The sequence below is a fragment of the Campylobacter sp. IFREMER_LSEM_CL292 genome, assembly GCF_025771615.1.
Taxonomy (GTDB): Bacteria; Campylobacterota; Campylobacteria; order Campylobacterales; family Campylobacteraceae; genus Campylobacter_D; species Campylobacter_D lari_D.
This window is the reverse complement of sequence record NZ_JAKMQP010000001.1, coordinates 90,430-105,144: the sequence shown is the minus strand read 5'-3', so window position 1 is coordinate 105,144 and position 14,715 is coordinate 90,430. Positions and strand designations below refer to the sequence as shown.

Below are 14,715 nucleotides of genomic sequence, written 5' to 3'. Positions count from 1 at the left end.
TTAGAAACTAGGCGTATTTAAATTTCGTTTCCTTCCTGCGCTAATAATTAAAACAAAATTAAGCACAATCAAAATATACACAAAAGTTGGTATAGGAAAAGCATCACCATTTGCATAAGAATGAAGCCCAGAAAGGTAAAAATTTACTCCAAAATAAGTCATTAATATACTATAAAAGGCTAAAACGCTAGCACTTGCAAAAACAAAAATAAAATAAGCTTTAAAAATAAATCTTAAGTGTAATACCATGGTATAAACTACAATAGAAATCAAAGCCCAAGTTTCTTTTGGATCCCAACCCCAATATCTTCCCCAGCTTTCATTAGCCCAAACTCCGCCTAAAAAATTTCCTATTGTAAGCATTGCAAGCCCTATTATCATAGACATTTCATTAACACAGTGTAATTTAATGATGTTTAAATCTATATTTTTATTTTTACCCCTTAAAGCAAAAAGAATTAAACTCAAAATCCCTATAATAAAACAAAGTGCTAAAAATCCATAACTTGCTGTTATAATAGAAACATGAATATTAAGCCAATATGATTTTAAAACAGGTACTAAATTCCCAATTTGAGGATCCATAAAGCCAAGATGAGCTACAAAAAGTGAAATGCCTGCTAAAAAACTCGCACCACATAAAGCCAAGAGTGATTTTTTAAAAAATATCACAGCACTTATCGCACAAGCAAAAGCTATGTAAATCATGCTTTCATAAGCATTACTCCAAGGAGCATGCCCACCTACATACCAACGAATGATTAAAGCTAGTGCATGTATGATTACACATATACTTAAAATGATGTAAAAAAATCTATATACAAAGGCAGATAAAGAAATATTTTTTAATATAGTATAAAAACTTAAAAAGAAAAACACTAACGCAAAGCTAATATAAACAAAAGTTAGATTATCAAAGATATTATAATGATTAAGCAGTATTTCAAGATCTAATCTTTCTTTTGGCGGTAAAACACTACTTCCATAGTGATTTTGAAAATCTTTTAAAGATTGTAAAAATTCATTTGCATCTTGCCATTGATTATTTTCAACACCATTGCGAACTTGTAAAAAATAGCTAACTAAAAGCATTTGTAAACGCTCTACATCTTCTTTTGCAAAAGGTAAAATTTGCACCGGAGAATACCACTTTAAACTTTGCTCATTAATATCAGGAAAAATAGTTAAAGCTTGACCGCTATAAATATAATATGCATGATTTATTTTTTCATCTAAGGCTAGCAAATCTTTATCAAAGCTAGTTCTTAATGAAGGCTTTTTGCGGTTAGCTTCTTCAACATAATTACTAAGTTTATATACCCCATTATCAAACACATCATCAAATGCTATGTATTTTTCATTTATATCTGCGCCTATTAATTCTCTTAGCTTGCTTGTTTTTGTAGCTATCATTTTGATTTTTCTAAATTCTTTAGGATAAATCATCATTGCTAGAAAAATTTGATCATAGTGAAGATTTAAAAAATTTTCTTTTTGAGTGATTTTATAAATAAATTCCATTGCCAAAGTATCTAAAGGTTTGATTCTACCATTATGATCTTGTACAAGTAATTTTGCAAAATTTAAAGAATGCTCATAGGAATTTTTTTGTAAATTTGAGATTAAATTTAAAATTTCACTTTTATTTTCTTGTGCAAAAAGTGGAGTTTGTAAATTTGCAAAAAGCAAAATAAACAATACAAAGCTTTGACCTTTTTTTAAATAAATGCTTAAACGATGAAATCTTGAGTTTTTGTCAAATAAAACCCATAAAAATCCTAAAATCAATAAAGTATAACCTATATAAGTAGGGATTTTACCAGGATCTTTATTAACTGAAAGTATAGTGCCTTGCTCATCTTGATCATAAGAGCTTTGAAAAAATCTATATCCACCATAATCAAGAACATTATTCATAAAAATATCATAATCTAAGTTAATATTATTTTGCTCATCCATGATTTGAATTTTGGAAGTGTAAGAAGATGGACTCATAGAACCTAAATAACGCTCTAGTATAAAATCTTTTAAGTGTAATGCAAAAGGAAGCTTAATTTCTCTTGGTCCCCAATTGATAGTAAAATTTTTTCCCTGTAAGTTAAAATGCACTGCTTGTTTGTTTGTAAAATTTGGATTTAAAATTATTTGCGTATTTGCTTTTTGATAATTAATATTTAATTTTAAGCTAGCAGGTGTGATAGAGTCTTTTTGTGGAGTGTATTTGATAGAGCTTATGATTAATTTTTCACCATTTAAGTCAATAGTTTTTTCAAAATGCTTTTGAGTTAGCGTGGTAAAGCTAATAGGAAATTCAAAACTAGCATTAGCATCAAAATCAGTAATTTTTATAAATTCTTCCCTAGTAACTATGGTGTTAGAGCTTTGATTTTCTCTTATATGCATTCCACCTTCTAAGCCAAAATATCTAGTAAGTCCAGCACCGATTAAAATCACTATAAAAGATAAATGCAAAAGCAAGATAGAGTATTTTTTCTTTTGAAAAAGCTTGTTGTAAAATATCACTCCGATTAAATTTAAACCTAGCAATAAATGCAACATATCAAACCAAGCATTATTATAAATTAAAGCTTTAGCTGCACTAATACCAAAATCATTTTCTATAAAGGTTGCCACAGCACAAGCTATGGCATATATACTCATTAGTAAAAAACTCATTGCAAAAGAAAAAAAATACTGCATTTTTAACCTTTAAATATTATTTTCTTTATAAAAATGTATGAGTTTTTGTGCTATGGCTGCTTCGTCTAAATTTTGATTTTCTTTTTGGTTTAAAAACTCCATTGTAGCGCTTAATCTTTTTGCGCTAATAAAACCAGGGTAATTTAACAAAGTTTGGCTGTTTTTGTTTAAAATTACAATAGTAGGGGTGGCTACTATATCATAAATACTAGAAAGTTCAGCTGTACTTAAGTCACTTTTATGGTTTTTATAAAATGTATGAATTTTTTTATAGCTTATATTTATATAATATGAGCTGTATTTGTCTTTTATAAGTTCTTGTATTTTTTTATCATTTTTAATTTCTTCTTTTAATTTATCACAATAAAGGCAGTGATTTGCGCTAAAAATGATTAAAATGTTTTTATCATCACTTTTTATATTTGTATTATCTTTAAATAAATAGGCTATTTCTTCATAAGATTTTTTATCTAAATCATTTGCTTTTTGTAAATTTTCTTTAGAAAATTGTGTACCGCTCGAGATTAAATTAGAATCAAGTTTTTCTTCATTAGAACAAGCTATAAAAAAAATACTTAAAAAACTAAGTGAGAGTATTGTTTTAAACATTTAAAATCCTTGAAAAAATTAGAAAAAGTCCTTATTCGCTATTATAGCGAATAAGGTTATAAGATAGTGTTAAAGAAAGTATAAAGCATTAAAAATAAAAATACTAAGCCAGTGATTAGCATTGCAAATCCTGCAAGTTTAGCTAAGTATTGATATGCCTTGAAATTGCTTTTATTTTCATATAAAGTGCTTAATTTTCCACTTTCTTTTAAGCGTTCATACCATACATTTCTTTCTTGTTTAATCTCTTCTTCGCTAATACTTCCTGAGAAAATCACCATATCCATAGGGAAGCGATCTGCTCTAAAATGTGTATTAAAGAAGTGAATTGCAAAAATAAATCCTGTAGCAAGTAAAGCTTCATCAGAGTGAAGTAGGGTTGCTAGATTGATTGCTTCACCTGGTAAAAATTTACCAAAGAAAGTAGGAAACCATAAAATAAGACCTGAAATACCAATGATAAACATACCCCAAAATACTGCTAAATAATCAAATTTTTCCCAATAAGTCCAGCGGTCAAATTGCGGTCTTGGTCCAAAACCAAAGAACCATTTAAAATGATCTTTCATATCTTTAAAATCTTGCCAATTTGGCATTAAAGAATCAGGTCCAAAAGTAGCTTTTAAAACTTTCATAAAGCTTATTTTACCAGTTATTGGATCCCTTGCTACATCACGGCGTTTCCAATTTACGATGATGATTTCTCCAATGTGAGAGAAAAATACTGCAAACATTACTATGGCTGAAATATGATGTATAGTTGCAGCGTTAATGATATCTCCACCCATTAAATCAATCATAGGTTTAGCCCATGCTGAATCATAGAATTTTTGCGGTAAGCCTGAGAATGCAAGACCCAAAAAGCTAACTGCCATAAAAAAATGCTGAATTCTATGGAAAGTGCTAAATCTTCTTACTCTTACTTTATCTTCATGTACTGCTTTTCTTGCTTCTTTCCATTCTTTAGGATATTTTATACGCATAGCAATTAAACGCAAGCACCAAAGTATAGTATGGGCTCCAAAGAAAACAAATACAGAGATGACTAAAATAGTCATGAATATATAAGCACCATGTAATCCAGGATATTTTTCGCCATCACTATGGTCAGCATGTGCCATCCAATTTGCGAAATTTTCATTTGCATTTGGGTGGCATGATTTGCAAGTTTGAACACGGTTAATCGGCGAGAGAGTTGAGCTTCTTTCGCTTGATTTTAAAATATTATGTTTTCCATGACAATCAGAACAAGTAGCAACACTTGGAGTTTCACCTGGAGTGCTTAAAAACATACCTTTACCATGAAAAGTCATATGAAAAGTTGCACTTTTTTGTTTATGACATTGTGCGCATTTTTGATCGACTAATTGTTTTTGTGAATAAATTCCTGAATGTTTTGGGGTAATATGAATAGAGTGACAAGTTGCACAAGATGGTTTTTCTTTTTTCTTTTGCATATCTTGAGCGGGTAAGAACTCTTGCACCCCATGAGCGCTTTTTGCTAAAGCATTGCTTGCTTTTTCATGACAAGTTGCACATTTTTGATTGATTAGGTTTTTATTTGCTGCAATATCAGCTCTAATGCCTTTACCTTTTTGAGCATGACAATCACGACAAGATGGGGTATTGCTAAATTTAAATCTTGAGTGGATAGTGTCTTTAAATTCGATAATTTCTTTAGCTTTTTCCCATTTAACTGTGTCTATTTTTTCAACTTTTCTACCTGAAGTTACCCATGATTCTATACCATCAAGCATTACAACAGAGTTTTTATAGCCAAGTTCTATAGCAACTGCAGCTGCTTGAGAAGCTTCAAATCTAAAACGATTTAAACCATAAAATACTAAATTTGCATTTTTATCATTAGGTAATAAATTTTGCCAATTTTCCACATAGGTTGATATGGAATTAGGTATATAGCCATTAGCTTGTCTATCTTGCTCTGAATTGACATCAAAAAAATAAGTATTGTTTTGATCTAGCATTTCTTGAGCTTGCGCTAAGCTAATACTTTTTACACCTTCTATTGAGCCTATTTCTCCATTAGCCTCAGCAAAAATAAATCCTGATGGCATAAAAAGAGTGGAAAGGACAATAAAAAGTCGAGTAATTAAATTTTTCAAGACTAGCTCCTTATTTTAAGGAAGAATTTTTCATTCTTCCTTTGTTTTTATTTACCATTTAGGATATTTTGTGCTTCTTGGATATAAATTAAAGCTTCTTCTATGATTTTCTTAGAATAAGCAGGTCCATGAACACCCCAAGAACCATCTTTTTCTAGTCTATCAGCTATGGCTTGAGCTTGATTAGTTAAGCTTAATACTTTTGATTTTTGCTCTATTGAAAGTTTATTTTTTTCAGCAAAAGTTTTATCAATATTTGCTATACCTTTTCTAATTTTCTCATATCCTTCTTTAACAGGGTTTTGCCACTGCATTACTTTATCATAAATCATTTCTTGATTGCTAAAGTGAAGTTTTTCAGGTAAGGTTGATTGTACAGGACTATGACAACCACTTGCACCAGGACCCATTAGGTTGATATCACTAAAACTAGTTCTACCACAACTCCACATTAAATCAAGAAAGAATCTACCTTCATCATCTCTAGCTATGGTCCAACCACCAACTTTAGGCGATCTTTCTTTGCCTTCTGGTGGATTAAGTGTTTTTGCGGTTTTATCTACTTTGATATTCCAAATATGTGAAGCTCTAACATTATCAAACCCACCTTTATCAGGGTTTTGAACCGCTCCAAAGTTTTCACAACTCATCATATTTGGCATGTGACAAGCTGTACAGCTATCTTTTGCGTGAATTCCGCCTTTTTTGAAAAAGCTTGCTTGGGTTTCATGACAATCTTTGCAAGTTTTTTTAAGTTTTGTTTTAGTATAACCGCTTTTCCAATCATTAAAAGTTACTTCATGTGGATCATGACAAGTGTTACATCTCATACCCTTATCGTAGTGTGCTGAAGAATACATTTGAGCACCTTCTGTTCCACACGCAGGACAACTTGATTTAAAATATGCGTTGAAAGGTTTTCTAGGATTGATTTTAGCATCGGTTTCATTGTATGAAAATCTTTGATGACATCTTTCACAATTTGATGGCATACCCGCACCTCTTGCTCCATAAAGATGTGCTCCAGCCCCATGGCATTCCTCGCAAGTAATACCTTTTGAGATGGTATGTTTTTGAAGTTCTTTTGGATTGCCCAGTGCTTTGTAAAATTCTTCCTTGCTTTTAAAGTCAAATTTAAAAGTATGACAGGTTTCACAATACGCAGTAGCAGGTTGGAAAACCGCTTTTTCTTTATAGGTTGCAGCATAAGAGTTTGTCCCCCATACTTGAGAGCCATTTCCTCCAAAATCTTCCATTTTAGTAGGAAAACCAGGTGCAAATGCAGCTATTTTTTGTGCCATTTCAGGGGTTAAAAACTCACTCCAAAGTCTTGAAAATTGATTGCCTCCAGCGGTTAATTTACCACTTAAATCACTCAAATTTCCATCTTCAACATGGTAAGTTCCACGCACAAGCCATCTATCTATAAAACCATATTTTGTTCTTGGTGTTCCAATGAGAGCATAAACATCATTTGGATAAATTCCATCGGGTAAAATAGTAGCTTGAGAATTATACATAGGTTTTTTCAAACCTTCAGCTCCACCAACTTCTTCCATTTCATGTGGAAAACGCACGGTTTTTGCATGACGAGAGCGCTCCCAAGAAGCATATTGAGCAGGATGGCATTCGCCACATTTTTTTGGGCCTACAAATTTGTTTGGAAAATCCAAAAAAGATTCATAAGGCAAACGATAGGTAATAGAGGCTTGCTTTAAATCATGCTCGGCAGCAAATTTAGCTCCATTTTGATTTACAACCCAATTTTCAGTTCTATCACTATGGGTAAATTTACCCACTAAACGCCCTTCTTTTTCATATTTAAAAATAGGGTGATTTTTATAAAGATAATCAAAAAATGCATCTTCTTGAGCCACATAACCATCAAGGGTTCTAGGCTCTGAAGAAGCAAAAACTTGTGTAGTCAAACTAATGCCCAATGCTAAACAAGCATAAGTGGCGACTTTAGCTAGTTTATGTTTCATAACTTCCCTTTCATGTAGTTTTGTTAAAAGATAAAAACACTCTTATTTATTATCTATTAACTTTTAAAACATAATTTTGACTATTTTTTAATAAAAATTAACTTAAAATATAATTTATTAACTTTTTATTAATTTAAATAATAAAAATTATCATATAGAAAAAGAAGTTATTTGCTAAATATTAAATTCTACTAATAGTCCCTACTACCTTACCTACAATTAAAAAGTCTCCATTTTGATAATGAACATCCGCATAACTTAGGTTAAAAGAGTGTAAATAAACTCCGCCTTTATTGCTTTTAAAAATTTGTTTGATAAATAAACCATCTCTGGTATTTACTGCAAAAACTCCACCTTCTTTAAAGCTTTTGCTTTTATCTACTAAACACAAAGAATCATCTTTGATTTCAGGCTCCATGCTATCGCCTATACATGGGATGATATCACAATCTTTAGAGCCAAAAAAATCACTTAGTTTTTCATCTATAATCACTTCTGAAAAACTTACATTATCATTTAAAGCTCCACCTCCCATAGAAGCATTAACATCATAATATTTTAAGACATTATAGTTTAGATCATGCGTTAGAGTATTACTCTCAAGGGAATCTTCATAAAAAAACGCATTGATATTAATATTTCTCTCATTTAAAAAATGAAGTATTTGTCTATAAGGTATGGAATTTCTAAATTTCATACTATAAAAGGTATCAGGATTGATATTTAGCATCTTAGCTACATCAGAATCTTTGGCGTTTTTTATTCCTTCTTTTTGGAGTATAAATTTTAATTTATCGGTAATTTCATTCATTTGCATAAAAATCCTTTTAAATAAAAAGTATTTTAGCAAATTTACTTTTATTTTGCAAGAATTCTTTTAAATTAAAAGATATTTAGCTTCCAAATTTATGGAAGCTAAAAATTATTTATTAGTCAGACTTTTGATGTATTGATCTACCATGTATAAGCCATTGCCATTATCGCTTATGAGTTTGATTTTATCTACTATACCTCTAAAAAGCGCTTCCTCTTCGTGTTGTTCGCTTACATACCATTGTAGAAAATTAAAAGTAGAATAATCTTTACTTGAAAGCATAAAATCTACAAGATTATTAATAGAAGCAGTGATACTTTGCTCATGCTCAAAAGTTTTTTCAAATACATCAAGCAATGATTTAAAATCACTATCAGGTTTTTTAACTTCTTTTAATTCTACTTTAGAATCAGTTTCATTCAAATAAGTGATGAGTTTTCTAGCATGATCACTTTCTTCTCTTGCATGCTCGAACAAAAACGCCCCTGCACCATCAAAACTATGCTCATAGCACCATGAACTCATACTCAAATACAAATTTGCCGCATACATTTCTTTATTAATTTGCTCATTTAATAAAGCTACTACTTCTTTTGAAAGCATTTTCTCTCCTTTAAGTGTTATTGCTTTATTATATTAATATAGTTTTATTAAAAAGATATTAATAATAAAAAAATTATTTTGTATTTTTTATACTAAAAGAAAAAACACTGCCTTTTTGTGGGCTAGATTGAATTTTTAAAGAACTTTTGTGTAAAGTGAGTATTTTTTTAACTAAAAACAATCCTAGTCCAAAAGAATTGTTTTGGCTAGTATTGATTTTATAAAATTTTTTTGTGATTAATTTTAAGTATTTTTCCTCTATGCCTATGCCTTGATCTTGTATAGTAAATTCTTGGTTTTTAACTTCAATAAAAATATCTTTTTGACTATATTTTAGTGCATTGCTAATGAGATTAATAATAACTTGCTCAATGAGAAAAGAATCTGCTTTTATGAAAGTTTGCTCTCCTTGAATTTTAATCCTGCTTTCATTAAAATTTTCAACAATATTTTTACTTAAAGCATATAAATCAAAATTTTCTTCATTTAAAGATGTGATATTTAAATTAAAAACAAAATTTAGTTTGTGTGTTAGTTGGTTGATTTTTATGCTTTGCTTGTGAATTTTTTCAAGCATAAATTTTCTCATAGTTTCATCATTATGTTCTTTTTCTAAAGATTGCAAACTTAAATTTATAACACTTAAAGGATTTTTTAACTCATGTGAAATAGCACTGATTAAATTTGAAAGTTGAGTGTTTTTCATTTTAATTTTTTTGGCTTGTTTTTTATTTTGTAATTCTTTCTCATAAAATAATTTTTTTATTTTTAATAATCTTAAATTTAAAGAATTTAAATCATAAAAAAAGTTCTTTGTAAAATGAAATTCTGATTGATTCTTTATATTTTTAATAAACAAAAGTAATTCTTGAAAGTATTTTTTAAAAAAGTTAAATATAAAAATATATATTGCAGTTAATACTGCTAAAAAAAGCAAAAAAATCAAAATATTTTTTATCCAAAAATCTTGTATTTTTGCATTTATTTTTGGATAAACAATGATGATGTATTTATATCCTTCATATTGATAAGCTTTATAATAAATTTCTTTATTATTAAAAAATTCATGTGTAAAATCTGCGTTAAATTGATTTTTAAAAAAATCAAAATCATCTAAAGATGAGATGGTTTTTCCATCTTTTTTGATTATAAAATCTGCTCTTGTTTGTTGAGAAAATTCTTGAATGTTGTTTGTATTGAGTGTTTTTATAATGCTAAATTTTAATGTATCATTCAAAGTTTTTAATTTTTGCTTATAAGTGCTTTTTATAGTGTTATTTATATATTGCTCATTAACAAAATAAAACAATCCTATAAAAAATATACAAAAACATATAAAAAATAAAGCAAAAAAATTTCTGATTTTTAACACAATTTATAACCCACCGAGCGCACTGAAATGATATTTTCTTTAATTTGTGGAATTTTTTGTTTTAATCTTAAAATAGCCGTATTGATTGTCTTATCGCTTGTTGTGTCATTTTTCCATACCTGCTCACTTAAAAATTGACGGCTTAGAAGTTGATTTTTGTGATTAAAAAAACACTTGAGTAATTCTACATCTAGGGTTGATAAATTTTCAAATGTATTTGTTTGATGAATTAATTTCCTTTCTTCTATATATAAAGTAAAATCTTGATAAGAAATTTGTTCTTTTGGAGTTTTATTTCTTTTAGTTACGGCTTTGATTCTAAATAAAAGTTCATTAAAATCAAAAGGTTTGCATATATAATCATCACAGCCTTGCTCAAAACCTTCTAAAATATCTTTTTGTAAAGTCTTTGCACTAAGAAAAATCACAGGCTCCATATAACCTTTTTTTCTTAATTGTTTTATCATCTCTACACTATCGCCACTTGGTAAATTTCTATCCATGATGATTAAGTCTATTTCATTTGTATCTAGAAAGGTTTCTAAGTCAAAAAAATCAAAATAATTATAAATTTTTATATTTTCTTGACTAAGTCTTAAACTAATTAACTCATTTAAATCTTTATCATCTTCTATCAAAATAACATTTAGCATATAAAATTATATCAAAAAATACATGTATCCAAAATGTTTCCAAGTTTTTTTAAATTTTCATTACTTTTTTAAAACAAGGAGAAAAAATGAAAAAACTTTTGGCTTTAAGTGTGGCTACCTTTGTTAGTTTAAACGCAGCAGAATTAAAAATAGCAGGTTCATCTACTGTCTATCCTTTTACTTCTTTTGTTGCTGAAGAGTATGCTTCTATAAAAAATACAAAAACACCTATAGTTGAAAGTCTTGGCACAGGCGGTGGTTTTAAAGTGTTTTGCGAGGGAATTACTGATATTTCTAATGCTTCAAGAGCAATCAAGCCAAGTGAATTTGAAACTTGTAAAAAATCAGGTGTGAGTGATATAGTCGGGATTATGATAGGTTATGATGGCATAGTTTTAGCTCAAAATAAAATCAATGCTCCATTAAATATAAGCTTACATGAGTTATTTTTAGCTTTGGCCAAAGAAATTCCACAAGATGGAAAATTAGTCCCAAATCCTTATACAAATTGGCAACAAATCAATAAAAATCTACCAAATAGAAAAATTACAATCTATGGTCCTCCATCAAGTTCAGGAACAAGAGATAGTATAGAAGAGCTTGTAATGGTAGATATTTCTAAAAAAATTCCTGAATATAAAGGTGCATATAAAACTATACGCCAAGATGGAGCATTTATACCAAGCGGAGAAAACGATAATTTAATTGTTTCAAAACTTTCTGTTGATAAAGAAGCTTTTGGGCTTTTTGGATACGGATTTTTAGCTAGCAATGATGATAAGATTAATGCAGTTGATATTGATGGTGTAAAAGCTGATGAGAAGAATATTTCCGAAGGAAAATATAAACTAGCTCGTTCTTTGTTTATATATATGAATGCTAAGAAAAATCCAGAAGTATTTGAATTTGCAAAAATTTATATGAGTGATGATTTAGCTAAAAGCGGAGCAGAATTAGAAAAAATAGGATTGGTTCCTTTGGATGAAAAAACTTTAAAACAAACCCAAAAACATATAGAAGAAAAAGGTTTATTAACTGATGAGCTTGTTAAAGCAGGGAAAGTTTTTTAATTTTTAGGATGAAAAATTGATAAAAGAAAAAATAATAAAATTAACGCTTTTTCTTTGTGCTTTTGTTAGCGTAGTAGTAAGCTTTGCTATTATGCTAACTATTTTAATAGAGGCATTAAAATTTTTTCAAAAAGAAAGCGTATTTACTTTTTTATTCTCAAGTCAGTGGGCAGCAGATGCTGCATTTGTAGGTGCTGATGGAAGTAGCAAGCATGGGGTTTTTGGTGCTTTGAGTTTATTTTGGGGAACTTTTTATATTTCATTAATAGCAATGCTAACAGCCTTACCTTTAGGTGTAATGTGTGCTATTTATCTTGGAGTATTTGCAGGTAAAAAATCTAAAAACTATTTAAAACCTATTTTAGAAATCATAGCAGGAATTCCTACTGTAGTTTTTGGATTTTTCGCAGCCATAGTTGTAGCTCCTTTTATAGTGTGGTTTTTTTCTCTTTTTGGTATAGAAGCTAGTTTTCAAAGTGCCCTAGGTGCAGGTTTTATCATGGGTATTATGATAGTTCCTATAGTGGCTTCACTCTCACAAGATTGCATTGAAGCTGTAAGTTTAAAAAGGATAAACGGAGCTTATGCTTTAGGTATGACTAAAAAAGAAGTTGTTTTTGCAGTAATTTTACCAGAAGCAATGCCAGGTATAGTTGCAGCTTGTCTTTTAGGACTTTCAAGAGCTTTAGGTGAAACAATGATTGTTGTTATGGCTGCTTCATTGCGTCCAAATTTAACAATGAATTTTTTAGAAGATATGACAACAGTGACTGTAAAAATAGTAGAAGCATTAAGCGGTGATCAAGCTTTTGATAGTTCTTTAGCTTTAAGTGCATTTTCTTTAGGGCTTGTGCTTTTTATTATTACATTAATCATTAATATTTTTAGCGTTTATTTGATAAATCGCTTCCATAAAAGGAAAAATTTATGAAAAAACTTTTTAAACAAAGAAAAAAAGCTTCAAAAAATTTCAAAAGATTCTGTAAAATGGGGCTTTATATAAACCTTATTTTTCTTTGTATTTTTTTATCAAGCGTAGGGTATCTTGGGATAGGAGCTTTTAAGCAAACTTACATTTATGCCCAGGCTGATAGAAATAGCCCTTCATATGAGCTTTTATCGCGTGCTGAACAAAGGAAAATAAGAACAGGTCAAATCAAAGAAAAATCTTGGCTTTTAGCAAATTCTGAAGTTGATCAATATATGAAAAAAAACTACAATAAACTAAGCGATGAACAAAAAACTTTAGTTGATGAATTAGTTCAAAAGCAAGAAATCAAACTAAGTTTTAACACAAATTTTTTCCTTAATGGAGATTCTAAATCACCTGAAAATTCAGGAATTTTTGCTTCTGTGGTTGGAACTTTACTTGTGATGATAGTATGTATGGTTGTAAGTATCCCAATAGGAGTTGGAGCAGCTATTTATTTAGAAGAATTTGCTCCGCAAAATGTATTTACGCATTTTATAGAAGTGTGTATTAATAACCTTGCAAGTATTCCTAGTATTTTATTTGGACTTTTAGGACTTGGGGTGTTTATTAATCTTTTTGGGATGCCTCGTTCTAGTGCTTTAGTTGGAGGATTAACTTTGGCTATTATGAGCTTACCTATTATTATTGTTTCAACTAAAGCTGCCTTAAAAAGTGTGGATATTAATATGAAAAATGCAGCATATGCTTTAGGCATGACTAAAATTCAAATGATAAAAGGTATTATGCTACCTTTGGCAATGCCTATGATTTTAACAGGTTCTATTTTAACTTTAGCTCAAGCTATTGGTGAAACCGCACCTTTGATGATTATAGGTATGATAGCTTTTATACCTGATGTGGCAAATAGTGTTTTTGCACCAACAAGTGTTTTACCTGCTCAAATTTTTTCATGGTCAGCTATGCCAGAGCGTGCATTTTTAGAAAGAACAGCAGCAGGGATTATAGTGCTTTTATCTCTTTTGGTGATTTTAAATTTAGCAGCAATACTTTTAAGAAGATATTTTCAAGGAAAATTAAAATGATAGCAAAAACAACAAATCTAAATTTATTTTATGGTAAAAAACAAGCTTTATTTGATATTAATATGGAAATTCAAAAAAATAAAATCACAGCTTTAATAGGTGCTTCAGGCTGTGGAAAATCCACATTTTTGCGTTGTTTTAATAGGATGAATGACAAAATAGCAAAAATCGATGGTCTTGTTGAGATTGATGGAAAAGATGTTAAAAATCAAGATTTAGTCGTGCTTAGAAAAAAAGTTGGAATGGTATTTCAACAACCTAATGTTTTTGTAAAAAGCATTTATGATAATATTTCTTATGCTCCAAAACTCCATGGGATGATTAAAAACAAAGATGAAGAAGATGCTTTAGTGGAAGATTGTCTTAAAAAAGTAGGGCTTTTTGAGGAGGTAAAGGATAAACTAAAACAAAATGCTCTAGCACTTTCAGGTGGTCAGCAACAACGCCTTTGTATAGCAAGAGCTTTGGCTATAAAGCCAAAATTATTACTTTTAGATGAACCAACTTCTGCACTTGATCCTATATCTTCAAGCGTTATAGAAGAGCTTATTAAAGAATTAAGTCATAATCTTTCCATGATCATGGTAACGCATAACATGCAACAAGGTAAGCGCGTGGCTGATTATACTGCATTTTTTCATCTAGGCAAACTTGTAGAATTTGGAGAGAGTAAAGAATTTTTTGAAAATCCAAAACAAGAAAAAACAAAAGCTTATTTAAATGGAGCTTTTGGATAATTTTTATTTATTTAGAAATTTTGATGATATAAT

The 14,715-nt window shown here is 29.6% G+C and carries 12 protein-coding genes; 4 read left to right on the top strand and 8 right to left on the bottom strand.

Annotated elements, in window-relative coordinates; all coding sequences use genetic code 11:
- The 8 genes from ccsA to L8T82_RS00525 all read right to left on the bottom strand — a co-directional run bounded on the left by ccsA (position 1) and on the right by L8T82_RS00525 (position 10,859).
- Positions 1-2,700 carry a cytochrome c biogenesis protein gene (gene ccsA / locus L8T82_RS00560; protein ID WP_263725642.1) on the bottom strand — a complete coding sequence of 900 codons (2,700 nt, stop codon included), beginning with the start codon at positions 2,698-2,700 and terminating at the stop codon, positions 1-3.
- Between the two features lie 9 nt (positions 2,701-2,709).
- On the bottom strand, positions 2,710-3,309 hold the full coding sequence (locus L8T82_RS00555; RefSeq protein ID WP_263665915.1) for a SoxW family protein: 600 nt from the start codon (positions 3,307-3,309) through the stop codon (positions 2,710-2,712).
- A gap of 56 nt (positions 3,310-3,365) precedes the next feature.
- On the bottom strand, positions 3,366-5,384 hold the full coding sequence (locus tag L8T82_RS00550) for a rhodanese-like domain-containing protein (RefSeq protein ID WP_412175058.1): 2,019 nt from the start codon (positions 5,382-5,384) through the stop codon (positions 3,366-3,368).
- 95 nt (positions 5,385-5,479) lie between these two features.
- On the bottom strand, positions 5,480-7,417 hold the full coding sequence (locus L8T82_RS00545) for a cytochrome c family protein (RefSeq protein ID WP_263725640.1): 1,938 nt from the start codon (positions 7,415-7,417) through the stop codon (positions 5,480-5,482).
- A 181-nt stretch (positions 7,418-7,598) separates the two neighbouring features.
- Entirely contained in the window at positions 7,599-8,234 is a 636-nt protein-coding gene (locus L8T82_RS00540) for a helix-turn-helix transcriptional regulator (RefSeq protein ID WP_263725639.1), read from the bottom strand.
- Between the two features lie 105 nt (positions 8,235-8,339).
- Entirely contained in the window at positions 8,340-8,834 is a 495-nt protein-coding gene (ftnA, locus tag L8T82_RS00535; protein WP_220566403.1) for a non-heme ferritin, read from the bottom strand.
- A 73-nt stretch (positions 8,835-8,907) separates the two neighbouring features.
- Positions 8,908-10,071: a sensor histidine kinase gene (locus tag L8T82_RS00530; RefSeq protein ID WP_263725638.1), complete on the bottom strand. Its 1,164-nt coding sequence runs from the start codon at positions 10,069-10,071 to the stop codon at positions 8,908-8,910.
- Between the two features lie 128 nt (positions 10,072-10,199).
- Complete coding sequence (locus tag L8T82_RS00525) at positions 10,200-10,859, bottom strand: response regulator transcription factor (RefSeq protein WP_220566406.1); 660 nt, start codon at positions 10,857-10,859, stop codon at positions 10,200-10,202.
- A gap of 86 nt (positions 10,860-10,945) precedes the next feature.
- Between L8T82_RS00525 and L8T82_RS00520 the strand changes: the two genes are divergently transcribed.
- The 4 genes from L8T82_RS00520 to pstB are packed head-to-tail and all read left to right on the top strand — an operon-like array spanning position 10,946 to position 14,682.
- The gene (locus tag L8T82_RS00520) at positions 10,946-11,929 is read left to right on the top strand and encodes a substrate-binding domain-containing protein (protein ID WP_257928718.1); all 984 of its coding nucleotides are present in this window, start codon (positions 10,946-10,948) and stop codon (positions 11,927-11,929) included.
- 16 nt (positions 11,930-11,945) lie between these two features.
- Positions 11,946-12,860 carry a phosphate ABC transporter permease subunit PstC gene (pstC, locus tag L8T82_RS00515; RefSeq protein WP_047208303.1) on the top strand — a complete coding sequence of 305 codons (915 nt, stop codon included), beginning with the start codon at positions 11,946-11,948 and terminating at the stop codon, positions 12,858-12,860.
- Positions 12,857-13,945 carry a phosphate ABC transporter permease PstA gene (gene pstA, locus L8T82_RS00510; RefSeq protein ID WP_133318866.1) on the top strand — a complete coding sequence of 363 codons (1,089 nt, stop codon included), beginning with the start codon at positions 12,857-12,859 and terminating at the stop codon, positions 13,943-13,945. The genes pstC and pstA overlap by 4 nt, the downstream gene beginning before the upstream one ends.
- Complete coding sequence (gene pstB, locus L8T82_RS00505; protein ID WP_263688223.1) at positions 13,942-14,682, top strand: phosphate ABC transporter ATP-binding protein PstB; 741 nt, start codon at positions 13,942-13,944, stop codon at positions 14,680-14,682. The genes pstA and pstB overlap by 4 nt, the downstream gene beginning before the upstream one ends.
- Positions 14,683-14,715: the final 33 nt, after the last annotated feature.

Excerpts from the sequence above, each read along its gene's own strand:
- pstB (WP_263688223.1), top strand. The coding sequence starts at position 13,942 with ATGATAGCAAAAACAACAAATCTAAATTTATTTTATGGTAAAAAACAA.
- L8T82_RS00525 (WP_220566406.1), bottom strand. The coding sequence starts at position 10,859 with ATGCTAAATGTTATTTTGATAGAAGATGATAAAGATTTAAATGAGTTA.
- pstA (WP_133318866.1), top strand. The coding sequence starts at position 12,857 with ATGAAAAAACTTTTTAAACAAAGAAAAAAAGCTTCAAAAAATTTCAAA.
- L8T82_RS00555 (WP_263665915.1), bottom strand. The coding sequence starts at position 3,309 with ATGTTTAAAACAATACTCTCACTTAGTTTTTTAAGTATTTTTTTTATA.
- ccsA (WP_263725642.1), bottom strand. The coding sequence starts at position 2,700 with ATGCAGTATTTTTTTTCTTTTGCAATGAGTTTTTTACTAATGAGTATA.
- L8T82_RS00545 (WP_263725640.1), bottom strand. The coding sequence starts at position 7,417 with ATGAAACATAAACTAGCTAAAGTCGCCACTTATGCTTGTTTAGCATTG.
- L8T82_RS00550 (WP_412175058.1), bottom strand. The coding sequence starts at position 5,384 with ATGCCATCAGGATTTATTTTTGCTGAGGCTAATGGAGAAATAGGCTCA.
- ftnA (WP_220566403.1), bottom strand. The coding sequence starts at position 8,834 with ATGCTTTCAAAAGAAGTAGTAGCTTTATTAAATGAGCAAATTAATAAA.
- L8T82_RS00520 (WP_257928718.1), top strand. The coding sequence starts at position 10,946 with ATGAAAAAACTTTTGGCTTTAAGTGTGGCTACCTTTGTTAGTTTAAAC.
- L8T82_RS00540 (WP_263725639.1), bottom strand. The coding sequence starts at position 8,234 with ATGCAAATGAATGAAATTACCGATAAATTAAAATTTATACTCCAAAAA.